Source organism: Paenibacillus sp. GCM10027629, from assembly GCF_042676425.1.
Lineage (GTDB): Bacteria > Bacillota > Bacilli > Paenibacillales > Paenibacillaceae > Paenibacillus_K > Paenibacillus_K terrigena.
In genome coordinates this window covers 218,320-242,397 of sequence record NZ_JBHTGZ010000010.1, presented here as the reverse complement: position 1 = coordinate 242,397, position 24,078 = coordinate 218,320, and the positions used below count along the sequence as shown (strand labels likewise).

Here is a 24,078-nt window from a genome sequence, read left to right as displayed (position 1 = left end):
ATAAAGTAGAATGCCCATCGTGAAAGGATTGGTACACATGATCGAAATTAATCAAGTCCCGATCTTCTCTGATATTCCAATCGATGAATTGCAACAGATTATTCCTCTGCTCCGAGAGCGTCAATATAAGAAGAATCATGTATTCATGTTCGAGAATGACCAGAGCGATAGTATCTTTATCCTGAGGTCCGGCAAGGTTAAAGTATACCGAGGTCAAGAAGGCAAAGAAGTCATCATGGGTATTCATTTCCCAGGCGACGTCATCGGCGAAGCCGAGGCACTAACTGGTGATAGTCACCGTATTGCGACCATTGAAGCATTGGAGCCGGTTGCGGCATGGCAAATTGCGAAGAAGGATTTCCTTGATCTTGTGGATCGTTATCCTCCCATCCTACGTCGAGCTTATGATATTATGTTTGCACGCGTCCGTGTCTTAAATCGTACCATTCGCTACTTAACGTTCTGTGATGTCCGCACCAAAATTGCAAATTTGATCATGGACCTTTATTATAATTTTGGTGAACATGAACAAGATGATATCGCTTACAAGATTGATATGAAAATCAATCACTCACTGCTTGCAAGCATGGTAGGAATTACACGCGAGTCGATCTCGAAGACACTTAATGATCTGCAGCATGAAGGAATTATCGAGATTAGGCAGAAATATATTTATGTGTTAGATTTGAACCACCTTGAGCGGATTTGTCAGGAGACCGAAGAAGTTCCTGCGCTTCGCAAATGGCAGCACGGCACCATATTAGAATAGCCTGTAATGACTATAACAAAAGAATAGCTGGCAATGCAGTTAGACCGATAACGTTTAGAATGTGATTTGGTTCATAAAAGTTAGGCTAACCCGTTCACAGAATAACCATGCATTGGAAATTAGGAACATTTCATTCGTAAGCACCTCTCCATGCTGTGCTTGCGAATATGGATAAGAAAGGTGATATAACGTGGCTAACGGATTTGGAAAAATGAAAACCCTCGAAGAAATGGGCATCAAACTTACTGCGCAAGAAATTCATAATAAGGATTTCAGCCGTTCCCTGCGCGGGTACAATGAAGAGGAAGTGGATGCTTACCTCGATGAGATTATTAAGGATTACGAACTATTCGCAAGGCTTTTTAAGGAAATGCAGAAACATATCTATGATATGCAAAATGCAGCAAACGTGGAGATATCCAATACCGACGATCTTCTGCAGCGTGTTCGTGAGCTTGAAATGTTTTGCTGGGGTAAGACAAAAGGTTAATGCAGGATCCCCAGATTAAAGAAAGCAGACATTGAGATGATGTCTGCTTTTTTAGTACCCTATTTGATAAGCCATTTCATTAACCCTCGTTCCACACTTCCGCTAGAGCAGCGCGAAATAAGACATCAAGCTCAGCATCCTGTGCTCCTTCCACTGCTTTTAACCCGGCTGCTTTGTGCTCGAAATCATTGATTTGCTCCTCCAAAAACGTATTGATGGGATGAATCCGAGGCTCGAAGTCGAGCTCGTCGCCTGTTTTTTTACGCCTTAGTAACTCTTGAATAACCTCTCTTAACTCCCCATCCTCAGGAATCAGTCGTTCCACGAGTACATCGAACTGCATAGGCGGCATTTCATTATAGTGCTCAATCCACGCACAGGCCAGAATCGGACGCAGCACGTAGAAATATTTCTTAATTTTCACCCGATCACCTTGTAAATAATCCCGATAATTTCCTTTCGCCATATTCAGATAGTGATACATATAGGATTTCGGCGAAAAGGTTAGCGGCGAAATGCGCCGGATTTGCTCTGCGATGGTGTACTTCTCCAAGTAGAGAATCGGCGACTGAAGCCATTCGAGCAGCGGAGGGTTCGATTTGCGGAATAAGTTCAACGCCTTCTTGAGATCCCATCCGTTAATATCCAACAGATCATTAATCGGACGTTCGATCACATCTCGCTTATCGAAGATAGATAAGTACCAGTCCACTGGACGAATGTAAATGAATCGGACGTCATAATCGCTATCCTGAGAGGGAAAACCCCACGCACGACTTCCCGACTCACAAGCATATAGAATGCGTACATTCTCTTCTTGTTCAATGTTATGAAGCTCTTGTTGTATGATCGATTGAATATCTGACATGACTGCACCTCCTCTGATTAGAAAATTACGATTCTCACGATAAAATAACAAAATCGGACATAGCCGAATCAACGATCCGGCTGATTCGGCTATGCCTATGAATTGCTATGTTGATTGCACGTTCGAACGGGTATCGCTGATTCCGATATTTCTTCCACTGCCGTGGATACTTCTTGAATTTGCAGATTAATTCACGCTTTTCCGATGATAGGTCAACAGATGATGCTTCCCGTCAAACGGGCTGTAATGTGTAAAATAGATCAGATCCCCATCCGCTGATTCACTGTGATATTGCAAATCATCTCCACGATAAGGTACATCATTATTGTGCGCGTAATCCAGCTCTTGGCTGGTGAGCAGCTTGTCGCACAGCTCAATTACAGAATGATCATTCAGATCAATCAACATAAGCAGCCCTGTCTTGTTCGGCCGAACAAGCAAGTAATCATCGCCGATCCCTTCAATCGTATATACATCATCTTGTCCAGCAAGCTTCGGCAGATCGTATTCTTGGACAAGTTGGCCTTGATCATTATACACGCTCAAAGTCTTGCCATCGGTCATCAAAAAATGCTCAATCCACTTTTCCGCATTCGAATCGAGAGATTGATAATATCTTACATTAGACCCGTAACGCTGGAAATAGCTCGCTTTCTTCTGCGTTACAATTTTTTTGTTAACTAGAAGTACGCTGTACACATCATAGTTCACATGCGGCTCGCCGTAATTATCCACGACGGTAACGATCCGGGCCCCCGAATGGACGCTCATCGTGTCAATGGATACGTTCCCTTGAAGAGGATGATCCAGCTCTATCTTACCGATAGGAACCGGTGGTTGTTCATAAGGATACGCGTAATAGAGTTCCCCCGTATTGCGATTCATCCAACATGTACTGCCTGTTTCATATTTCACAAAATCATTGGATTTCGTAATGGTTACCGTACTCTTCGATGGACTCCATTCCACGCCAGCGCCAATAGCTTCCGAGAAGAAACGAAGCGGAACGTACATCCTTCCATCTACCAACCGCAGCTGAGCCGTCAATTGTACCGCCTTCCCGTTGACCAACGCTTGCGTCGATCCGTAATTCAACTTCACGAACTGATTCGGATACGTCATGGTTATGACTTTGGTCGTCGAGTTCCAGAACACGATTGTACCGAGCAACTCCCCTGTATCCCGTAACGGCATATAGAGCACTCCATTCTCGATGAAAGGAGCCGATTTCGGTTGAAATTGGACATCGTTCAATACAACCTTAATACCGCTTGGGACTTGCTTATTCACTTGCGTCGCCCCCGCCGCCGAAGCCGCTATCGGTACCGATAAGGCCATAGCCGCGATTAGAGCCGCCGTAAGAATTCGAGAAGACATTTTTCTTTTATGATGCATGAAATAAGACCTCCAATGTCTACAATCTCTATCACGTTGTAAGAACACGCCTAATGATGAATATGAAAAAACTTAAGTGCTAGGGTCTAGCATCCGTGCGCTTCTCTCCTTCAATCGGAACGACTTTCCCATCGACCTCTTCGGATAAAAGCTTGCCAAGCTCTTGATTGTTCCCTTGAGCATCGGTCTTGCCGTAGTAATATACACCACCCATAAAATAATTCATGAAATAAACCGAGCTTTTAAACTTCGGCTTCACGCCCCATTCACGCTTAGCTACATCATCATACTGCCATTTCTTGATCGCTAGTAGTCCTTCATCATTAACCTCGTAGTACCCATAGTCGTATCCGGCATCATCGAAAATAAATCGCAAGGCCTCTCCTTCGGGGAACGTGAAACCATAATGATGATACCCTTCACCCGATTTTAAAGGCGGCGCATCTCCCGAGATCATTGGCAGTTTTAACGCAATTTCGCGTGCTTCCTTCAAATCGCCGCCGTGCATCAGCGTCTCAAATTCTTTCTGGGCCGTAGGCGTTCGCACGATGACACGATTGTCTTGCGCGTTATACTTCACATAAGCGCCAAGTGTCTCGCTGATGAACCGAAGCGGCACATACGTCAGTCCGTTCTTGTTCACGACTGCGGCGTCAATCGGAACGGATTTGCCGTTCACGGTTGCCTTCTTTTCCCCTTCCCGCAATTGCACCGTTATCTTGTTATCTTTCGTATGAAACATCACAACACGCGTCTTCGGATCATAAGCAAAAACAATCCACGCCGTATCCGTCAGCGCCCGCAATTTGATCATGGCATTTCCCTTGACCATCATGGCGTCGTATTGAAGCTCTCCGTTCACGAAAACCGAAGGGGAAGCGGCATAGGCAGGTGAACCCGCGAAGAGAACACTCCCCAGCAAAGCGGTACCCATTGTGAGCGTGAGCCATTTATTCCATCTCATCCAATCATCTCCTGGATAAATTTAACGAATATACTAATATTTACGCGGTGGGCAGCAGAAAAGTTGCAGGTTTGTACCGGAACACATGGCGATTTTTCCTGTTAATCCCAAGCGGATCATTACACTTATGAAAGAATCAAAATAAAAGAATAAAAAGAAAAAGACGATATTTCGTTCGAATTCGAACGGAATATCGTCTTTTTGATTTAAAGCATGCCTTTAAAAACGTAAGTTTTTCAGTGGCCTCCCGCGGGTATGTCCCTCTTTTCATTACGCGTGAATCGCTGCTTGATTCAACACCGTATACACATCCGTAAACGTATATCCATGCGCTTCTGCGACGGCATTGTAGGTCACTTGGCCATCAACAACGTTGATGCCTTTGGCTAGCGCCTTGTTGTCGAGCGCCGCTTGCTTGTAGCCTTTGCTTGCGATTTGCACACCGTATGGTGTGGTTACGTTCGTCAAAGCTAACGTGGAAGTTCGTGCTACCGCACCCGGCATATTCGCTACTGCATAGTGAACAACGCCATGTTTCTCGTACGTTGGGTTATCATGCGTCGTAATGCGGTCAATCGTCTCGATCGAGCCGCCTTGGTCAATCGCTACGTCGACGATAACGGAACCAGGGCTCATGCTCTGTACCATTTTCTCCGTTACGAGCCTTGGCGCACGCGCACCAGGGATCAATACCGCACCTACGACGAGGTCTGCGTTACGAACGGTCTCGGCAATATTGAATGGATTGGACATAATCGTCTTCACACGGCCTTGGAACATATCATCGAGCTGACGAAGGCGATCTGGGCTAATGTCTAGAATACTCACGTCTGCACCGAGTCCAATGGCCATTTTCGCTGCATTCGCACCAACGATCCCGCCGCCTACGATAGCGACTTTCGCTGGCGCAACGCCTGGCACACCGCTCAGCAATACACCTTTACCACCGTTCGCTTTCTCTAGGAATCTCGCACCGATCTGAATGGACATGCGTCCTGCCACTTCACTCATTGGGGTTAGCAATGGCAAGCTGCCATTATCCAATTGGATTGTCTCATAAGCAATCGCTGTCACTTTACTCTCGACGAGTGCTTTCGTTAACTCTGGCTCAGGTGCAAGGTGCAGATACGTATATAGAATTAATCCTTCATGGAAATAACCATATTCCGAAGGGATCGGTTCTTTGACTTTCACGACCATCTCTGCCGCCCATGCTTCATTCGCGGAAGATACGATGCGCGCGCCTGCTGCAAGGTAATCTTGATCTGTAAAACCAATTCCCGCTCCTGCGTTCGTCTCAACGAGCACTTCATGACCAGCATTGATGTAGGTTACAACAGAACTTGGAGTCATGCCGACGCGATTCTCATTGTTTTTGATCTCTTTTGGCACACCGATTAGCATAATTGTTCCCACTCCCTATTGGTTGTTCATAACCTCTTTAAATGTGTTAACAATGAATTCAAGGTCTTCATCTGTACAGGATAACGGCGGCGAGAAGGTTAACACGTTGTTATAGCCCGCAACCGTATCGCCATTCTTCCCTATAATTAAACCTTTCGCTTTACATTCGGAAATGATCTTGCCTACAGCAGGCAGCGGCAATGGCTCTTTGGTCTCTTTATTCTGAACCACCTCTACCCCCATTAAGAATCCGAACCTTCGAATGTCGCCTACGAGCGGATGATCAAGCAGCTCTGCCATACCCGCTTCCAGCTTCTCACCTAGAATCCGGGAACGCTCAACGAGATTCTCACGCTCCATAATCTCCAGATTCTTCAGCGCAAGCGCACAAGCTGCAGGTGTACCGCCGAACGTATTCACATGGCGCAAATGGCTATAGTCTTCCTTGCCCTTAAATGCTTCATAAATATCTTTGCGCACAGCCGTCGCCGATAATGGCAAATAGCCGCTCGTTAACCCTTTGGCCATCGTCACGATATCTGGCTTTACATTGTAATTCATATGTCCAAATTTACGGCCGGAACGTCCGAATCCGCAGATGACTTCATCAATAATGAGCAGTACATTGTGGCGATTGCAGATCTTCTGTACTTCTTCCATATAGACCGGATGCGGGACAATGACACCGCCGCCTGTGATCGCCGGCTCCATGATGACCGCTGCAATCGTCTCTTGGCCTTCCCAAATGATCGTATCTTCGATCTCTCGCGCACATTGCAGATTGAAATCCTCTTCGCTCATGCCTGCAGGACGACGATAGCTATCTGGCGGATGCACATGCACGAATCCCCCGCCAAGCGGCTCATATTTATACTTCCGTTGCGCTTGTCCTGTTGCAGCTAGAGCACCCATGGAATTGCCATGGTAAGCACGATAACGGGAAATGAATTTATACCGATTCGGTGACCCCGATTGATCATGATACTGACGCGCAATCTTGAATGCCGTCTCATTCGCCTCAGAACCACTGTTGGAGAAGAAGACCACATACTCCCCTTCAAGCCATTCGTTCAGCTTCGCCGCGAGCTCGATGGCAGGAATATGGCTCTGTGTTAGTGGATAATATGGCATTGCAACGAGCTGATCATAAGCTGCTTTCGCCATTTCCTCGCGTCCATAGCCCACATTCACACACCATAATCCAGACATGGCATCTAGATAACGGTTGCCATTCAGATCGGTAATCCAAGACCCTTCGCCGGAAGTGACGACCATCGGCGGAACGTTCTCATTATAGGGGGACATTGCGTGCCACAAGTATTGACGATCTTTTGCAATGATATCGATTGATTCACTTTTGATTGACATGTCTTCAACACCTCCGCCAGATTAGTAACGAGCTGTGAGCATTTTTTTACGCGTATAGAATTCGACGCCGTCTCGACCATTCGCATGGAGATCTCCATAGAACGACTTCTTATAACCGGAGAATGGGAAAAATGCCATTGGTGCGGGCACACCCAAATTCACGCCTAACATGCCAGCATCAATATCTTCACGGAACTGACGAATCGCCTTCGCACTATCCGTATAGAGACACGCTCCATTCGCAAATTCAGATTGGTTCGCAATGTCGATTGCTTCCTTCAAATCCTTAGCCCGAACGATCGATAAGACAGGCGCGAAAATCTCATCCTTCCAGATTTGCATACCAGGTTTCACTTCATCGAAGATCGTTGGCCCAACGAAATAACCCTCACCATCTACCGCTTGATCAAGTCGGCCATCCCGCGCAAGAACCGCGCCCTCGGATTGACCAATCTCTATATATTTGATCGTACGCGCTTTGTTATCTTCACGAATCACAGGGCCTAAGAACACATCCGATTGCATACCGTTACCGATCTTAATCGCATTCGCTGCTTGTAACAGACGATCAACCAACGCATCCGCAACGTCACCTACCGCAACGACAACCGCACAAGCCATGCAGCGTTCGCCCGCTGATCCGAAAGCAGCCCCGATAATGTTCGTCACCGCGTTATCCAAATCTGCATCCGGCATGACAATCGAATGGTTCTTCGCGCCAGCCAAGGCTTGAACACGTTTGCCGTTCGCAGCAGCCGTCTTATAGATGTACTCAGCCACAGGCTGGGAACCAACGAAGGAAACCGCCTTAATATGCTCGTTCTCCAGAATTCCGTTCACGACATCATGAGAACCATGGACGATACTGAGGACGCCTTTCGGAAGACCTGCTTCCTCGAACAATTCAGCTAGGCGATTCGCAAGAATCGGTGTACGCTCCGAAGGCTTAAGTACGAACGTATTCCCGCAAGCAATGGCAAGAGGGAACATCCAGCAAGGCACCATCATCGGGAAGTTGAATGGGGTGATCCCGCCGACAACCCCTATCGGGTAGCGATACATCCCGGATTCTACGCCTGTCGCGATGTCTGGCAGTTGATTGCCCATCATTAATGTCGGTGCGCCCGCAGCAAATTCGACGCACTCAATTCCGCGTTGAACCTCACCATAAGCTTCCTGATAGCTCTTACCATTCTCCATCGTCACGATCTTCGCTAGCTCTTCCCAATGCTCCACGAGCAATTGCTGATAACGGAACAAAATCCGTGCTCGGCGCGGAACGGCAACGCTCTTCCAGCTGGCAAATGCCTTCGCCGCTGCTTCCGCTGCTTGATCCAACTCTGCACGACTCGAATGCGGCACCTGCGCGATGATCTCGCCCGTTGCCGGATTAGGCACTTGATCATAACGGCCGCTCGTGGATTCGATCCACTCCCCGTTAATATAGTTCTTTATGGTCATGACTTGCGTCTTTACTTCAGACATTTGCGTACCCTCCTGCGATTTATGATATAAAAGTTACCTTTAGTATAGGGACTTCCCTCATGCAAAACATTAGACAGGATGTTAGGAAGAAACATCAAACTTTTTACTACAATAGAAATTATATGTTCCTATCGCTTAATGTCTGAACCAACCGGAAGGCGCCGTCTGTAAAGATACATTAATTTGCTTCGTCTCGAGATATTCTTCGAATCCGTAGGTCCCTAACTCACGGCCGATACCACTCTGCTTGTAACCGCCCCATGGCGCCTCATTGAAGGTCGGATGATACGTATTAATCCACGTAATCCCTGCACGAAGCTTACGGATGACGCGATGCGCCTTCGCTACATCACTCGTGAACACGGCGCCCGCCAAGCCAAATTTCGTTCCATTCGCGAGCGCAATCGCTTCCGCTTCCGTTCGGAAGGTCTGAATAGCCAATACTGGCCCGAAAATTTCTTCCTGTACGATTCGCATATCTGGCGTGGTATCACCGAAGATCGTCGGTGCGACGAAGTTACCGCGGTCGAGCCCGTTGTCCATGATACGGTAGCCTCCACACAATAACGTTGCGCCTTCGTTCTTCCCAATCTCGATATAGTCCAGCACACGCTGCATTTGGCGCTCACTAATGAGCGGTCCCATCTCTGTTGTCTCTTGCATGCCATCGCCGACTTCAATCAACTGTGCACGGCGCACCAATTCCGGAATGAATGTCTCGACAAGCGATTCTTCGAGCAATAACCGTGATCCCGCAGAGCAGACCTGCCCTTGATTCGCGAAAATCCCGAATAACGCATAATCCACCGCCGTATCGAAATCCGCATCCGCGAACACGATATTTGGCGATTTGCCGCCCAGCTCAAGACCCACCTTCTTGATGGTCTCAGCAGCGGTCTTCATGATCTTAATCCCTGTCTCAGTCCCGCCTGTAAAAGCTACCTTGTCTACAAGCGGGCTGCTCGCCAGCTCATGTCCGACCGTTGCCCCTAAGCCAAGCACCAAGTTCAATACGCCCGGAGGACATCCCACTTCGTCAATGATCTCGAAGAGACGAATCAGCGTAAGCGGTGTCTGCTCCGCTGGTTTAATGACGACGGTACATCCCGCTGCTATAGCAGGCGCAATCTTCTGTGTTGCCATCACAAGCGGATAATTCCACGGAATGATCTGACCGACAACGCCTACCGGTTCGCGTACAACCATCGCTTGGATCTGATCCGGTACATCGTAGGTCACTCCATGCGGTTTGGACGCAAGACCTGCATAATATCGGAACTGATTAATCGAATCGGTAATATCGTACTCCGCTTCACGCAGCGGCTTCCCATTATTTAGCGTCTCGAGCTTCGCGAATTCTTCTACCCGTTGTTCAAGGCGATCCGCGATTTTATGGAGCAAATCTGCACGTTCTCTCGCATGCATCTCTGGCCAAGCTCCTTGATCAAATGCCGTTCTCGCCGCTTGAATCGCAGCTGCCGCATCTGCATTGCTTCCTTCTGTCACAACAGCGATAACTTCGCCATTGGCCGGATTCACAATTTCTCGCGTCTCCCCGCTCATCGCCGATACCCATTTCCCGTTAATATACATATTCTCGATTGCCATTGGTTCTTTATTTAACATGATGTTGATCATCCTCTCATAATTAATTGTTGATGTTCAATATGTATCGCAAGTAATTCCATACATCGTACTGTATTGCTTGCTTCCTCAGCTGTTGGTTTCCTCGCATAGGACATCGGCGGAATAAGTACCCAGATGAAATCGCCATAATTCGGCGCGATCCGTACAGTCCACCTCTGCGAAGTGCGATTATACTTCAGCTCCATCTGATCAACGTCCATCTTATTGCATAGCTGGATCAGCTCTGGATCACCATTCAACAAATCGGCAAGGACGCTATCTCCAGATACGAGCAAGAATTGTGCCTGATTCTGCCCTCGGGTCGATCCTCGGTAATGCAGCTTGATTCGCGCATCGGAGGCAAGGGAAATACCCGGAAGCGAGAACTCCCAGGTATAAATATAGACGCGTCCCATCCATTTATTAATCATGTTGTGGTAAGCCTTCATTGAATCCATGCCATACTGCGAACCGTCTAATTCGATCGCATTATCTTCCGCATGTAGAATCGGAATCATGGCTTGGAATTTCTCCACGATCTGGTTCAATGCCCGGTTCGCGCGGCGATCTACGATGCTATATACGCCCATATCGGCTTCCCCCTTCTATGCTGTAATTTGTGAATTCGGATCTTGCTCGCTGCCCGTCACAGCTAAACCATCGGACTCGCTACGTGATTGAATGCCGCGATAGACTTGATCGAGCGGCACCGGTGTAAAAAGCTTCTGCCCTGTCACTTTCAAGTAGCTGATCGCGAATATCAAAATCAAAGCAATGGTTACAAGCGAAATTTTTAATACGGTTGGATTCACATACAAGGTATAGATCATATAGATACATGCAAGAATGCCTACGATTTGCGGAAGCGGATACAGCGGTGTGCGGAATGGACGATGTTGATTCGGATACTTCCGACGCAGTACGATCACGTTAACTTGGGCAATGATGTAGGACATGAGCCAAGTTGCACAAGCCACATTAATCATCGTCGTAATAAAGCCGATATTGGCATTATTGAGCCCCGCATAGACAAGAACGATCGAGATCAGTGCCGTGACGAATAGAATGCCATACCATGGCGTTCTTGTTCTTGGGTGCAAATAAGAGAAGAATTTCGGCATCAAGCCCTCTTTGGACAAGCCGTACAGCATTCTTGGAATCGCCATAAGATACGTATCGCAGGTTGTAATCGCAGCAAGGATAGATACGACCCCCATCAGGATCAATCCTGCTCGGCCTAGCATGGCTTCGGCTCCTGCGACGTGAGGAATCGTCGAAGCCGCTAGTTCATCAAGCTTGATATATTTCGTAATGCCGAGACCAAAGAATAAGTCTACGAGCCAAATCGTCAAACAACCGAATATCATCGCCATCGGGATCGTTCTACCCGGTCTCTTCACTTCTTCAGCAAGCGGTGCGACGAATTCCATCCCGATAAATAGCCAGATCGCTGCACCGAGGGTCTTGAATTGATCTCCCCAGGACATCGTCGAAAAAGGCGGTTGTACATCTAATTGACTGTGCAGCCCAATGCCTGTCATTCCCCATAGACCAATCAGACCTAGCAAGCCCATCATGCCCAGTGCCAGTATCGTCTGCACTTTGCCGAATACGCCAACACCCGCCATATTGACAGCGACTAAGGCAACAAGGATGATCACGACGGCCAGAACCCATGGGATGCCGGTCAATGTCTCAATACTCTGACCTCCGACAATCATGTTCGTGCCGCCATCCGTTCCGACGAGTACGATATATCCCGCGAGTACCGCGAACATCGCTGCTAACTTCCCTAACGCAGGTGTCGTATACTCGCCAATCATCCCCGCTCCTGGGATCATGGCAGCTAGTTCAGAGTAAGATAAAGCTACACATAAAATAACGATAAGAGCGAAAAAAGCAATAATACTAAATGCCGGACCTCCAACACCATAACCATTTCCTAAGGAAACCATCGCTGTACCGGAGACGACCAGCCCTACTGATGCCGAATAAGCTGCCCAGAATCCCAATGTCCGATTTAACTTGACTCCACTCATTTATCTTCCTCCTCGAATGACCAATTAACACCGTTAAGCTTGTACTCCGATTTGACCATAAGCTTTGTGAAATAATTGAAGATAATCCTCTTGTGTCGCTGGACGCGGATTACTAGGGGCAGATACATTCTTGGTGGCGCCTTCGGCCAGATACGGGAAATCAGCTGGATTGATGTTATGTAAATCTCTCATTTTGGGAATCCCTACAGTTTCGGCCAGCTCCATGAGTCTAGTAACTCCCTCCACAGCAAGCTCCTCATCCGACTGACCTTGGCGAATTGCGCCCAGGCGCTCTGCCACAACGGCATGCTTCGCAGGGTTCGAAGGGATGTTATATTCGAATACATAAGGTAAGAGGATTGAATTAGCCACGCCGTGCGGGGTATCATACAGTCCGCCGAGGGCTTCCGCCATGCAATGAACGCCGCCTACGTCGGAATTGCCAAATGCGATGCCGGCAATCAGACTTCCCATAAGCATGTTCTTACGCGCTTCTAGATCTGTACCATCATGTACAGCCTTCGGGAGGTTGGTAATAATCATATCCATGGCATATAGAGCAAGTGCATCGGTTATTGGCTCTGCGATATTGCACGTATAGGCTTCAATCGCATGTGTCAATGCATCCATCCCTGTCGAGGCTGTGACAGATGGAGGCAAAGTGAGGGTCAATTCTGGATCGAGCAGTGCGAGTACAGGAGCCACGTGAACGTCCAGAATGTTCATTTTCAAATTGGTAGAAGTGTCTGTTATGACAGAGAAAAATGTGACTTCACTGCCGGTCCCTGCCGTGGTAGGGATACAAATCGTCGGAGTAATCGCATGCTGCAATGTGTTGAGCCCATACCAATCTTGAATCGAACCGCCATGACTGAGCAGTGTGCCTACCGCTTTTGCCGTATCCATTGAACTGCCCCCGCCAAGGCCGATCAGCAGATCAACGCCTTCTTGACGCGCGAAATGATAAGCTTCCATACAATCCGTGTCGCGTGGATTCGGTTTCGTCTTGTCATACACCACATAATCCACACCTGCCTGCTCAAGCACATCGAATACTTTCTGAGCAACGCCGTACTGGATTAATCCCTTGTCGGTCACGACAAGCACTTTGCTCCCTCCGAACTCTTTAACGTGATGACCTAATTCGTTGATCTTACCCATTCCAAACGCAATACGTGTCGGTACATTAAATTGAAAATCCCATAGCATCCCTTTGACCACCTTCCTGAGTCGTTGTGCAAGAGGTATTTGAAAGCGATTACAACATTTCTAATGTGCTACGAAATTAAGTATAAATTGTTTTAGGTTCATTGCATTAGACAGATTGTTAAGTAGAATCTTTCACTTTTTTGACAAAAATGTCTAAAATGTGTCGTGTCATACGACAAAACGCCTACCACATCCGCATTCGACTGGTAAGCGTTTCGGTACATAGCCATATCGTAATGAACCTAATCCTGATTCGATAGCCGTTCCGGATTCAGCATCTGATAACCACGAAGCGCGACCTGCAGGGCGATGCGGTTCTCTGGTTGGATAAAGTCTGCACCGAGCAACTCTGCGATCTTCTCAAGGCGGTAATAGAGCGATTGTCTGACAATGAACAGCTTCTGCGCGGCAATTTGCTTCGATCCGTCATGATCTAAGTAGACTTTTAACGTGCGAATTAATTCGCTGCCTCTTGTCACATCATGCTCGATTAACGGACCCAGATAGCTATGAACAAAGGATTCTAGCATCTCTCGATTATCGATATTAAATAGCAGCTGAAAAACACCCAAGTCTTCGAAGAACATCACGGGCTTCTTGAAGCAAGGATAGAGCGAGATCGCCCGAATTGCCTCTTGGTAACTGTGATGAGCATTCATTAATTTAACATAAGAGCGGCCGACACCGATGAGCAGATCGATATCGCCGATCTTCTCATCCAACTGAATTTGTTGTAAGGACTCAAAGACCTGCTGCAATCGAATCTTCGACGGACGTTTTGGATTCAGATCAATCGCAACAAGGATAAGGCGGTTATTCTTCAACGTAATGAGAGGCAAGAAGGAATGCTGCTCGAAGATCGAACGGAGTACCATCGATAGATGAATCCCAATCGACTCGGTCCCCTCTTCCACCGCATGAAAAGACTGGTCGCCATGTTGATCGAATTCTATCAAGCACACCCGATAGTTCGCCTCGTTCAAACGTTTGAAATCTGTACCCATCAGCGACTTAATCTGATCCTCGTCCTTAATCCGGACATGTAGCAGGTCGTCCACCCATAGGTTCTCTGTATACAATTTACGTTCATCAATATAACGTTTGCGTAGCAAATCCTGCGCAATGGATAACGATGCGGAATCAAGAATGAGGTAATCATACTCCTGCGGCGGATGTTCGAGCACCATGACGATGTAGGCCCATGTCTTCCCTAAGGCACCTACAGATTGCAGGATCATGGTCTTGTTATCGAACTCCCACTCCATTGGCACGACATTGGGTTTATTCTCTGGCATTTCCGGAATTCGGTTCGATAGCGCTTCCAAAAAACTCTTCTGTTTCTGGATCGGCAGCGCTGGGTTGAAGGTTGGTTGCCCCTGTGTCGGGACGTAGATAACTTGCGCTTTGGTACTCGTATGTAGGAGCTTAAGGACATTAGTAACTCCTTGCGAAGTTAACGTAAGTCGATGGAATTCCCTTGATACACTCTCTAATTCTTGCAAAATGCGATGGTGACTATTAATGATCATCGAATGTAGATCTTGCGTAATATCCACAAACCGAACGGTATGCGGGAAAATAATGAGTGGTAGCTGATGTCTATTCGACGCCTCAATCATCGCCTCAGGTACTTTGTCAAAAAACTTGCCCAGTTCAATACATAGACAAGAAGCATTCTGCTTCGCTAATTCCTCTACATAACTCACGGCATAGGATGGATCCGAATGAAAGCTAATGCCTGTCGTCAGAATTAATTCTTCTCCATTGATCAATTGGTCGAAATTCGATACTTCAAGGATATGAACCCAACGCACGCGACGGGCTAATCCGCCAACACCCGCGACTACCTTCGCATTCTGAAAAAGAGGACGTTGTAAGATGTCATGTACGGTTAGAATGAATTCCATAAGCGAGCTTCCCCTCCCCTAAATCACCCTCATATTACTGGAAATGGAGAATCTATTCAATCCTCCACCACATCGATCAAATAAATACGATCTTGAAAACCCCCGCGCTCTGCAGCCTTTTTCGCACGGATTTGTTCGAGCTCGTCCCAAGAGGCCCCATGTACAGCCGCTAACGCTCGGATGACCTCTAGGGCATCAGCCAGTTCTTCAAGTGCCTCTCCATCATTCTCCGCTTCAAAATATTCCTGGGATTCCTCGCGATATTTAACTTTCAACGCTTCCTTATAATCGGAATCTTCTAATACTCTCGTATTCGCTCTTTTGCCTCGTGCCTCAATAATGTGTGGAATCAAGTCACGAACGAGCTTGTTATAGGTATGGGTCGGCATTCATTTCTCCTCCAATTCTGCTTGCAGCATCTGAACAAACAGTACATCCGCCGGGGCAAAAGCGATCTCAGTAAGTTCCTCACGCCGTACCCAGCGATACGCATCATGGTCGATGAGCCGGATATCCCCTCGAAGGTATGTGACTTTATAGGCAATTAACCGGATATTCGCCGTCTCATATGGATGTTCGTGCATACCGAAATACGATTTAATCGTGATTTCGATCTGAAGCTCTTCCATCAGCTCACGCCGAATACAAGCTTCGATGGATTCACCGGGCTCTATTTTGCCGCCTGGAAACTCCCATAATCCTGCCTGCGATTTCCCTGCCTTCCGTCTCGCGATCAGAATCGAACCTGCTTCATTCTCAATAATAGCGGCTGCAACTTCAATCCATTTCATATCTTCCATCCTCATTCTGCATCCTTTTCTTCTATTAGAATATCATTTGAAGCCTTTTCTGCCACCCTATTATTTACGTTTTTCCCTGTTGGTACACTTTTCCTTTACCTATTGACGTTTTAAATCAAAAGATTTATACTGTCTAAATATTCGATAGTGAATTGTTTTAGTCATAAAAAATATGTGTCGCAAATAAACTGAGCATTGGGGTGGGCTGCTGCTAGCTGCTGTTGAACATGCTGAATCGTGCATACCCCGAAGCCATTCGAGGAGAATCAACATGCCGATCAACACAGAATTGGTTGAAGTATCTACCTTATTTAAGACGCTAATCAAGAGCATGTCTCAGAATTGGAACAAACGTATGGTTCACCAATTGACCCTCCCTCAATTCAAAATGCTCTTCAAACTGGAGCAGCATGGTCCGCAGAAAGTGTCGCAGCTTGCAGAAGCCTTATGCATTACTTCAGGTGCCGTGACTGGCGCAGCCGACCGACTATTGTCGGAAGGCTACATTGAACGTACACGTGCAGAAGATGACCGGCGCGTCGTCTACATTCAGATTACGGAGGAGGGCAGACAGATCACACATCAAGTGATGGAAGACCAGAAAGAAACCATCGCGATGTTCTTCGGTTCATTACCGGACGAAGATATCAAGCACTTGAAGCGAATTTTGACGACAGTGCTTGCAAAGATAGATAAATAGAGTAAAAGGAGTAGAAGAAAACATCATGGAGCATTTATCCTTGAAACGTAAAATTACGATCATGGTCGCCATCATGGCTGCCATGTTCTTCGCGGCGATCAATCAGACGATTGGTAGTACCGCCATGCCGCGCATTATTTCCATACTGGACGGTATGGATCTATACACATGGACGATTAACATTTATTTGTTGACGTCGACGATCGCGACCGTATTGGTCGGTAAATTGTCCGATATTTATGGACGTAAACCATTCCTGCTAGCCGGGATCTTATTCTTCATGGTCGGGGCCTTCCTGACCGGGACATCAACCGATGTCTATCAATTTATTACGTATCGGGGGATTCAAGGGATTGGCGCAGGGATTATTATGGCGACTTCCTTTACCGCTGTAGGTGACTTGTTCCCGCCGCGTGAACGTGGTAAATGGACTGGACTCATGACAGCCGTATTCGGATTCTCGAGTGTCATCGGGCCTACGCTCGGTGGTTATATGATCGATAACATGGATTGGCATTGGATCTTCTGGATCTTCTTACCACTTGGTGTTGTCGCATTCTTCATGATTATTTTCTTGTTCCCGAAAGTGGATCGCAAAAAATCAGAATCGATCGACTACTTAGGTTCGATTTTCCTGACAACGTCACTCGTTCCATTACTACTTGCCTTCTCTTGGGCGGGCACCGAATATAAATGGGGATCACCGCAAATCCTAGGATTACTCGCAGCTACGATTATATCTGCAATCATATTTATCTTTGTCGAGAAACACGCGAAAAGCCCTGTGCTGCCGCTGTCTTTATTTAAAAACGGTATCGTTACCGTATCCAACTTAATTGGCTTCATGATGAACTTCGGAATGATGGGCGCCTTGATCTACTTATCCTTCTTCGTGCAAGGGGTTCTTCAAATTTCGCCGACTTATGCAGGGTATGTCACAATGCCAATGTCCATCTTCATGGTCATTACCGCTGCCATCACTGGTCAAAAGATCTCAAAGATCGGAAAATATAAACGCTTCGCTATGCTTGGCATACCGATCATGATCGCTGGTATGGCCATCATGGTCTTCATGACAAATGTAACGACGGCTGTAATCAGTATGATCGTCTTCGGTATTGGTCTTGGACTTGGGATGCCGGTCTTCTCTCTCGCTACGCAAAATGCCGTACCGCACAAGGAAATCGGTGTTGCAACAGCATCATCGCAGTTGTTCCGTAACTTAGGTGGTACAATCGGGATTGCTGTTATGGGTTCCGTTATGGCGACGAGCCTGAAGCATAATATTACAGACAAAATGCAGTCCGCTGCAGCCCATGGCGTCGATATGACGAAAATGGATCCGAATATTGCGAAGCAATTAGCAGGGTTCGCAAATCCGCAGACCTTGATGAACAAACCACTGATTGATGCGACGATGGCGAAATTGCCAACTGATATTCAACCGTTGTTCACCAAAATGCTGGATATGATCCGCGATGCACTAAGCTCCACTTTGTCTACGGTATTCTTAACAGGTACGATTGTGCTAGTCCTTGCGCTTGGGTTGGTCTTCTTCTTGAAAGAAATCCCGCTTCGTACTTCCAACTCAGCACCCGCACCTGCTGCAGGTGACGGGCAAGCGAAGACTGAAGGTATCGATGCAAGCACGAAGCAAGTGCTCGCAAGCGATAGTATGAACTAATTCCATCGTATGATATACGAAAAGGAGCTCCGACCAAAAGGTTGGAGCTCCTTTATTGTTCTAATGCTATGACTGCCTATTCTTGTGCACGCAGTGCTGCGCGCAGTCCTTCCACATCCAGTCCATCCTCAGCAAATGCCAAGCGAACCAGTTCAGGCAAGACAAATTCATCATATTTGCCCAGATAAGGCGACTCATCGGGTTTCAGTAGTCCCATCGGGTCCACATCGTGCGTACATTCAGCCTGAATTTCTGCCAGAAGGCTCTCTGCATCGGCTCGCCCCGAGATGACCATATAATACGGCTCCATCGGTACGATCGAACGTAGCGAAAGCCGATCTGCCAGTCTATGCTTCACCAGCCTCTCCAACGTACGGAATGGCTTCGTACCGATCCATGGCAGGATGAACATCGAGTCTCCCCCTGCGGGGATGACGGTCTTCTCCAGCAAGCCGCTCTCACGAGCGAGTCGCCGCGCACGTTGCAGACGATTCACGGCACGCGGAGCAAGATACGGATAGATCGTATCGTCCGCTAACACATCTTTCATTTTGCGCATCACTTCCGTATGAATGTCCCCTCTGCCTCCGAGCCATAACGTATCTACTTTGCCCAGCGATGGCTTCACATAGACCGCCTTATGTTTGCGATCAATCTCGATGACCTTCCACAGCTTGCCGGCAAGCGAGAAGCAATATTCGGGCGGTGGCACCGTCGTAATGGAGCCGATCTCTTCCGAGCCGTTATAGACGACATACTCTTCGTCATCTTGGAAGACCGCATAGAATCTGTAGTTATTTACGGTCTTCTCCCCCGTCAGCCCGATAATCAGGCCGCCCACTTCGGTCCGCTGCAAGTGATCGGTCTGTAGCAAATATTGCAGAAACTGCTGATATTCTTCCGGCGAAATATGCTGGAATGGGGGCAACGACAAAATCATTCGCGCTAGGTCCTTCGGCTCCGCTTCCCCCATACTCTTCAAGACGCTCATCGTCTGATGATACAGCAGTCCGACAGGCTTCTTCCGAAGGCTTAGCGGCTCCACCCACTTGTGCCGTACATACAACTCGATGATGGCAATGGCTCGCATCAGCGTCCAAGGCATTCGCGCGGGCAGCTGCGCCTGTTCGTCCTCCTCTTCGGGAATGACGAACATCATCTCCGAAGGCATATCGCCGCGCCGCCCGGATCGACCGAGCCGCTGCACGAAGCTTGAGCAGCTGCTCGGCGATTCCAGCTGCACCACCCGCTCCAGCTCGCCAAGGTCAATTCCAAGTTCGAGCGTCACCGTCGCCATCGCCACGGCTGGCCCATGGCCTGTCCGCAGCGCAGCTTCCGCTTCTTCTCGCAGCATGGCAGAGATGCTGCCGTGATGCACATGGAACACATCCGGCTCCTGCCGTCTTGCCGCCGTGCGTCGCAGCTCAAGGGTTGCGAGCTCTGCGTCGGAGCGGCTATTCGTGAAGACGAGTGCTTTCTTTAGCCGCGTATGATCGTAAATGTAGTCAAAATAAGCACGGCTTGCATTCGCAAGCTGCTCCGCTTGCTCTTCATCCCTTGCGCTGGGGAATGAGAAATGCTCAATGGATAGGCGAAGCTTACGTCCTCCTTGGGGGGCAACCACTTCAACGCCATCTGCTGAGCCCGCGCGAAGCCATTCAGATGCCGTGGCATAATCACTCAGGGTGGCGGACAGTCCGATTCGCCTTGGTCTGCAGCCTGCCATACGTTCAATCCGAGCGATCTCGCTGAGCACCTGCATCCCGCGATCTGCGCCCATAAAGGCATGGACTTCATCGATGATGATGTATCTCAGATCATGGAATAAGGCTGGGATGGCGTTCGGCTTATTCATTAAGAGCCCTTCGAGCGATTCCGGCGTAATCTGAAGAACACCTGAAGGATCCCGTACAAGCTTGGTTTTCTCTGACTGTGGAACGTCGCCATGCCAATGCCAGACCGGGATATGTGCTTCTTGAAGCAGTTCCTTCAGCCGTTCGAACTGATCGTTAATGAGCGCTTTGAGCGGCCCGATATAGAGAATGCCGACCGATTGTGACGGCTGATTATGCAGTTCCGTTAGTGCCGGGAAGAACGCCGCTTCCGTCTTCCCGGATGCAGTCCCAGATGCGATGAGCAAATGATTCGGCGTATCGAATAACACCCGGCACGCTTCGACTTGTGCTTCGCGAAGCGTGTCCCATCTTTTCCGATAAATATATTCTTGAATGAACGGCGCCAGCCGATAGAATGGATGATCACTCATAGCTCGAACTCCGCCAAGAAATCATCAACTTCATCGGGATTCGCAGCGGCCGGCTGCACATGACGTTCACCGAGCAATACTTCGAAGTTGCTATCCGGATGTTGATGCAGCGTATGCAGCAGATCCAGGAAATCGCGCACGATCTCACGCGTCGTTAACAGCTCGTCTGCCCCAAGTCTGCCGACGGCTAGCTTCATGAAGGCGATCATCTGATCATCAGTGACTGACGGTGTGTAACCGAAATGCAGGGCATGAATTTGTCTTAATCGCTGCAAGAGGATCAGGATTTCCTCATAGGACAGCATGTCCAACTTCAGAATCGGCCCCGCGTAATTACGTAATTTGTCTTTCGCATATCGACCTTCAATCAGGCGGGAACGCAATGCTTCATAGCTGTACAAGCCCCGACGCTGATCCTCCACGAACTGCGGCGTGCCGCCCAGATAGATGCCGAGATGCTCTGCTTTGCCCTGCATTGTATCGTTGAACATCGTCAGCAATTTTTCGTAGTTGCTCGTACGGGAAATGCTATTCGATATTTTGTACAAATTGACGCCCTCATCGATGAATAGGAGCAATCCTGCATAACCGATTTTCGCGGTGAACTCCGACCATAACTTCATATAATCATACCAATTGTCGTCATCGATAATAACACCAACGCCCAGCGCTTGCTTCGCCTCCGTCTTCGTAGGGTATTCGCCGCGCAGCCAGCGCATAGCCGATTGTTTCCGCTCATCGTCACTCATGCGATATCCATTCCAATACGCCGATAGCACGCGAGCAAAATCAAACCCATGCACCATATTCTGCATCTCGTTCGTGACGTGGACGATGCGCTGCTCCACTTCGGCATTCAAGGCAGGATCATCCATCGCGAGACCTTTCTCCTGCATGACTTGCTGTTGAAGTGCACCGAACCATCGTTGCAGCACCGTCTCGAGTGCCCCGCCGTCAGGTCTAGTACGCGTGGACAAGTTCATCATGAGCTCACGATAAGTAGCCAGACCTTGCCCTTTCGTACCGACGAGCCGCCGCTCTGGGGATAAATCACCGTCCGCGACCACGAAGTTACGATCCATCGCATAGTTACGGATCGTCTGCAGCAGGAAGCTCTTGCCGCTTCCGTAACGGCCTGAGATAATGCGGAACGCTGCCCCGCCCTCTGCGATATTATCCAGATCCGATAGAATCGCCTCGATCTCCGGTTTGCGTCCGACCGCTACGTGCTCTAGCCCAATACGCGGCACGACACCAGCCGTTAAGGAATTGACTAGCGCTGTTGTGACACGCCTCGGGATTCTAATCTCTTGCATTTCATCACCTTACCCTAATAGATTCTTAAGCATATCGATATATTCATCAACGAGGACATCACCATCCACGATCAAATCCCCAATCGTCTCCATCGCCAAATCATTCATGCCATCAATCAAGAGTGCCGGCATCGTGCTATGTTCACGTGCGATCATGAACATTTCCGTATCCCACATCCCTTGAACCAAGGCCGATAAAGCCGCACGATAAGCAGGTGTCAATGCTGCTTGGAAAGCTTGCCAACTATCATCCAGATGCTCGCTGCCCGCTAGTTCAGGGGTTGAGGCTGAAGTCTTAGCCATTGGCTCAACACAGTTAGAGACCTCATGCTGCGTTGTATCGACGTTCAACGGTTCTATCGCCACGTTCGTCTCACCCACCGATACGCGGTCCGACTCCTGAACCGTCTCCTCCTCTACCGTCAGCAATTCACGCACATGATCGGAATCACGCTGCAATTGCAGCAATCGATCCGTATCGATCTGTACCTCCGACTCCACTCGCTCCAGGGCAGCCTGCCGTTCGAATTCCGTCTGCAGCGCCCGAGTAATCAGTGGTTCTAGTGCAGCGTCGATTCGCACACCTCTCAACTTCCCTTTATAGCCGCATAAATCACGCAGCTGATTCTCGCAATACCGAATCAACTGGCTTACGAAATCCCGAAAAAGCTTATGCTCGCTGATCTGAACGGCATGGACCGTGAGCGTTCGGCCATATAACGACGTATCATACACCGCACTACCGAATAGATATCGCTCTCGCTGCACTTCTTTGCCCGGCTGGAACATCTCAATCAGTCTGCGTCCCTGTGTCTTCCGATAATAAGCGTCAACAAGGGTGACCACGCGCGGAACATAAGCTTCCATATGAACCTGACCGTCACCCAAATAGAACTTGCTCTGCTGCACATTATAATTGGACAGCTTCTGCAGCATATCCCAGGAGACGTCAACCGGTTCCGCATGCAGTCCGCGCATCAATTCCAGATCGAGCAGCTCCCCATTCAAGCCGTACGTCGAGCGACGCATGATGTCTTGAAAAGAAACATCCAGCCGATGTACAAGCACGAAGTCCGACACCCAGTCCACGATATAGAAGTTAAGCTTCGCATATTGGGCTCGGTATGCATCCCATAACGCAAGCAATGCCCGGTACCCTTCCATGGGCTCCTGCCAGCCTACGCCATTAATCAATTCATAGATGTGGAGAAAAATATACGATAAATCCGACTCAGGATACCTCCCGCTTCGCACCTCGTTCCGCCAATAATAGTACCACTTGGCCTGCGATTCATTCATGTTGGCATACGTCGGCCAATACGTCATAAAAGGAACGAACGGCACTTCCGCTTCAACATGGTGCTCCATCTGTCTCGCCCGCTCCAGAAATCGCTGCTCCCCCGTAGGGTAATTCTTCGCTTCTTGGATCGCTGCTGGTGCCGCGGTTTCCTGATTCTTCGATCCTTGTTCGATCGCAGATGTCTGTGGGCGCGACGGTATTGAAAGCCCCGAGTTCTGCGTCTCCCCTTGGTCGATCTCTATTTCTGCAAATTTCACTTCATGATTGTGATTCGTCATTAGAATTTGAACACCTCAAAGGTCGTCAACCGACTCGAATGTATGTTCTAATTATAACATTGGTTGGATGGAATGTAATCTTGTAACCGGCATTATGCACAAAAAAAGCAACGGGCATAAAACCTTGACACACAGATTAATCTCTGGTAATTTGTGGGGGCTATAGTGTGTTCGAGTCTATCTTCCATCAAATCATGATATGAGAGAGGA

Annotated in this window: 20 protein-coding genes; 4 read left to right on the top strand and 16 right to left on the bottom strand. The window is 48.3% G+C overall.

Going from position 1 to position 24,078, the window contains the following annotated elements; all coding sequences use genetic code 11:
* Nucleotides 1–37 precede the first annotated feature (37 nt).
* Both ACFQZR_RS20415 and ACFQZR_RS20410 read left to right on the top strand, forming a co-directional pair.
* Nucleotides 38–769 (top strand): Crp/Fnr family transcriptional regulator, encoded by a 732-nt coding sequence (locus ACFQZR_RS20415; RefSeq protein WP_379349331.1) that lies wholly within the window; start codon nt 38–40, stop codon nt 767–769.
* A gap of 190 nt (nt 770–959) precedes the next feature.
* Nucleotides 960–1,259, top strand: a complete 300-nt coding sequence (locus ACFQZR_RS20410) for a DivIVA domain-containing protein (protein WP_379349330.1) — start codon at nt 960–962, stop codon at nt 1,257–1,259.
* Between the two features lie 79 nt (nt 1,260–1,338).
* Here the strand turns inward: ACFQZR_RS20410 and ACFQZR_RS20405 are convergent, their stop codons facing one another.
* The 13 genes from ACFQZR_RS20405 to mutT form a co-directional block, all read right to left on the bottom strand.
* Nucleotides 1,339–2,127: a nucleotidyltransferase domain-containing protein gene (locus ACFQZR_RS20405; protein ID WP_379349329.1), complete on the bottom strand. Its 789-nt coding sequence runs from the start codon at nt 2,125–2,127 to the stop codon at nt 1,339–1,341.
* Between the two features lie 186 nt (nt 2,128–2,313).
* Nucleotides 2,314–3,522, bottom strand: a complete 1,209-nt coding sequence (locus ACFQZR_RS20400) for a copper amine oxidase N-terminal domain-containing protein (protein WP_379349327.1) — start codon at nt 3,520–3,522, stop codon at nt 2,314–2,316.
* 79 nt (nt 3,523–3,601) lie between these two features.
* Nucleotides 3,602–4,486 (bottom strand): copper amine oxidase N-terminal domain-containing protein, encoded by an 885-nt coding sequence (locus ACFQZR_RS20395; RefSeq protein ID WP_379349325.1) that lies wholly within the window; start codon nt 4,484–4,486, stop codon nt 3,602–3,604.
* Between the two features lie 270 nt (nt 4,487–4,756).
* A complete protein-coding gene (gene ald / locus ACFQZR_RS20390; protein ID WP_379349458.1) occupies nt 4,757–5,890 on the bottom strand; it encodes an alanine dehydrogenase in 1,134 nt (377 codons plus the stop codon).
* Nucleotides 5,891–5,905: 15 nt separating this feature from the next.
* Nucleotides 5,906–7,258, bottom strand: a complete 1,353-nt coding sequence (locus tag ACFQZR_RS20385) for an aspartate aminotransferase family protein (protein WP_379349323.1) — start codon at nt 7,256–7,258, stop codon at nt 5,906–5,908.
* Between the two features lie 21 nt (nt 7,259–7,279).
* Nucleotides 7,280–8,743 carry a CoA-acylating methylmalonate-semialdehyde dehydrogenase gene (locus tag ACFQZR_RS20380; protein ID WP_379349321.1) on the bottom strand — a complete coding sequence of 488 codons (1,464 nt, stop codon included), beginning with the start codon at nt 8,741–8,743 and terminating at the stop codon, nt 7,280–7,282.
* A 135-nt stretch (nt 8,744–8,878) separates the two neighbouring features.
* On the bottom strand, nt 8,879–10,369 hold the full coding sequence (locus ACFQZR_RS20375; protein WP_379349319.1) for an aldehyde dehydrogenase family protein: 1,491 nt from the start codon (nt 10,367–10,369) through the stop codon (nt 8,879–8,881).
* An 8-nt stretch (nt 10,370–10,377) separates the two neighbouring features.
* Nucleotides 10,378–10,959, bottom strand: coding sequence for a DUF3156 family protein (locus tag ACFQZR_RS20370; RefSeq protein WP_379349317.1), 582 nt, complete (start codon nt 10,957–10,959; stop codon nt 10,378–10,380).
* 15 nt (nt 10,960–10,974) lie between these two features.
* Nucleotides 10,975–12,408 (bottom strand): APC family permease, encoded by a 1,434-nt coding sequence (locus ACFQZR_RS20365; RefSeq protein ID WP_379349315.1) that lies wholly within the window; start codon nt 12,406–12,408, stop codon nt 10,975–10,977.
* A 33-nt stretch (nt 12,409–12,441) separates the two neighbouring features.
* Nucleotides 12,442–13,617 carry an iron-containing alcohol dehydrogenase gene (locus tag ACFQZR_RS20360; RefSeq protein ID WP_379349313.1) on the bottom strand — a complete coding sequence of 392 codons (1,176 nt, stop codon included), beginning with the start codon at nt 13,615–13,617 and terminating at the stop codon, nt 12,442–12,444.
* A gap of 242 nt (nt 13,618–13,859) precedes the next feature.
* Nucleotides 13,860–15,524 (bottom strand): PucR family transcriptional regulator, encoded by a 1,665-nt coding sequence (locus tag ACFQZR_RS20355; protein WP_379349311.1) that lies wholly within the window; start codon nt 15,522–15,524, stop codon nt 13,860–13,862.
* Nucleotides 15,525–15,580: 56 nt separating this feature from the next.
* A complete protein-coding gene (locus tag ACFQZR_RS20350; RefSeq protein ID WP_379349309.1) occupies nt 15,581–15,913 on the bottom strand; it encodes a phosphoribosyl-ATP pyrophosphohydrolase in 333 nt (110 codons plus the stop codon).
* On the bottom strand, nt 15,914–16,324 hold the full coding sequence (gene mutT, locus ACFQZR_RS20345) for an 8-oxo-dGTP diphosphatase MutT (protein WP_379349307.1): 411 nt from the start codon (nt 16,322–16,324) through the stop codon (nt 15,914–15,916).
* Between the two features lie 271 nt (nt 16,325–16,595).
* Here mutT and ACFQZR_RS20340 point away from each other — a divergent pair, with 271 nt between their 5' ends.
* Nucleotides 16,596–17,024, top strand: a complete 429-nt coding sequence (locus ACFQZR_RS20340; RefSeq protein WP_018758585.1) for a MarR family winged helix-turn-helix transcriptional regulator — start codon at nt 16,596–16,598, stop codon at nt 17,022–17,024.
* Nucleotides 17,025–17,049: 25 nt separating this feature from the next.
* The gene (locus tag ACFQZR_RS20335; protein WP_379349304.1) at nt 17,050–18,708 is read left to right on the top strand and encodes an MFS transporter; all 1,659 of its coding nucleotides are present in this window, start codon (nt 17,050–17,052) and stop codon (nt 18,706–18,708) included.
* Nucleotides 18,709–18,784: 76 nt separating this feature from the next.
* Here ACFQZR_RS20335 and ACFQZR_RS20330 read toward each other — a convergent pair whose 3' ends face one another.
* From ACFQZR_RS20330 to ACFQZR_RS20320, 3 genes are read right to left on the bottom strand one after another with little or no spacing between them, the layout of a single operon-like run.
* A complete protein-coding gene (locus ACFQZR_RS20330) occupies nt 18,785–20,974 on the bottom strand; it encodes a DEAD/DEAH box helicase (protein WP_379349302.1) in 2,190 nt (729 codons plus the stop codon).
* Nucleotides 20,971–22,290: an ATP-binding protein gene (locus ACFQZR_RS20325; RefSeq protein ID WP_379349300.1), complete on the bottom strand. Its 1,320-nt coding sequence runs from the start codon at nt 22,288–22,290 to the stop codon at nt 20,971–20,973. Before ACFQZR_RS20325 ends, ACFQZR_RS20330 begins: the two co-directional genes overlap by 4 nt.
* 9 nt (nt 22,291–22,299) lie before the next feature.
* Nucleotides 22,300–23,868, bottom strand: coding sequence for a TerB N-terminal domain-containing protein (locus ACFQZR_RS20320; protein WP_379349298.1), 1,569 nt, complete (start codon nt 23,866–23,868; stop codon nt 22,300–22,302).
* Nucleotides 23,869–24,078: the final 210 nt, after the last annotated feature.

Excerpts from the sequence above, each read along its gene's own strand:
- ald (WP_379349458.1), bottom strand. The coding sequence starts at position 5,890 with ATGCTAATCGGTGTGCCAAAAGAGATCAAAAACAATGAGAATCGCGTC.
- ACFQZR_RS20375 (WP_379349319.1), bottom strand. The coding sequence starts at position 10,369 with ATGTTAAATAAAGAACCAATGGCAATCGAGAATATGTATATTAACGGG.
- ACFQZR_RS20355 (WP_379349311.1), bottom strand. The coding sequence starts at position 15,524 with ATGGAATTCATTCTAACCGTACATGACATCTTACAACGTCCTCTTTTT.
- mutT (WP_379349307.1), bottom strand. The coding sequence starts at position 16,324 with ATGGAAGATATGAAATGGATTGAAGTTGCAGCCGCTATTATTGAGAAT.
- ACFQZR_RS20400 (WP_379349327.1), bottom strand. The coding sequence starts at position 3,522 with ATGCATCATAAAAGAAAAATGTCTTCTCGAATTCTTACGGCGGCTCTA.
- ACFQZR_RS20320 (WP_379349298.1), bottom strand. The coding sequence starts at position 23,868 with ATGACGAATCACAATCATGAAGTGAAATTTGCAGAAATAGAGATCGAC.
- ACFQZR_RS20370 (WP_379349317.1), bottom strand. The coding sequence starts at position 10,959 with ATGGGCGTATATAGCATCGTAGATCGCCGCGCGAACCGGGCATTGAAC.
- ACFQZR_RS20325 (WP_379349300.1), bottom strand. The coding sequence starts at position 22,290 with ATGCAAGAGATTAGAATCCCGAGGCGTGTCACAACAGCGCTAGTCAAT.
- ACFQZR_RS20415 (WP_379349331.1), top strand. The coding sequence starts at position 38 with ATGATCGAAATTAATCAAGTCCCGATCTTCTCTGATATTCCAATCGAT.
- ACFQZR_RS20330 (WP_379349302.1), bottom strand. The coding sequence starts at position 20,974 with ATGAGTGATCATCCATTCTATCGGCTGGCGCCGTTCATTCAAGAATAT.
- ACFQZR_RS20385 (WP_379349323.1), bottom strand. The coding sequence starts at position 7,258 with ATGTCAATCAAAAGTGAATCAATCGATATCATTGCAAAAGATCGTCAA.
- ACFQZR_RS20335 (WP_379349304.1), top strand. The coding sequence starts at position 17,050 with ATGGAGCATTTATCCTTGAAACGTAAAATTACGATCATGGTCGCCATC.
- ACFQZR_RS20405 (WP_379349329.1), bottom strand. The coding sequence starts at position 2,127 with ATGTCAGATATTCAATCGATCATACAACAAGAGCTTCATAACATTGAA.
- ACFQZR_RS20360 (WP_379349313.1), bottom strand. The coding sequence starts at position 13,617 with ATGCTATGGGATTTTCAATTTAATGTACCGACACGTATTGCGTTTGGA.
- ACFQZR_RS20395 (WP_379349325.1), bottom strand. The coding sequence starts at position 4,486 with ATGAGATGGAATAAATGGCTCACGCTCACAATGGGTACCGCTTTGCTG.
- ACFQZR_RS20365 (WP_379349315.1), bottom strand. The coding sequence starts at position 12,408 with ATGAGTGGAGTCAAGTTAAATCGGACATTGGGATTCTGGGCAGCTTAT.
- ACFQZR_RS20380 (WP_379349321.1), bottom strand. The coding sequence starts at position 8,743 with ATGTCTGAAGTAAAGACGCAAGTCATGACCATAAAGAACTATATTAAC.
- ACFQZR_RS20340 (WP_018758585.1), top strand. The coding sequence starts at position 16,596 with ATGCCGATCAACACAGAATTGGTTGAAGTATCTACCTTATTTAAGACG.
- ACFQZR_RS20350 (WP_379349309.1), bottom strand. The coding sequence starts at position 15,913 with ATGCCGACCCATACCTATAACAAGCTCGTTCGTGACTTGATTCCACAC.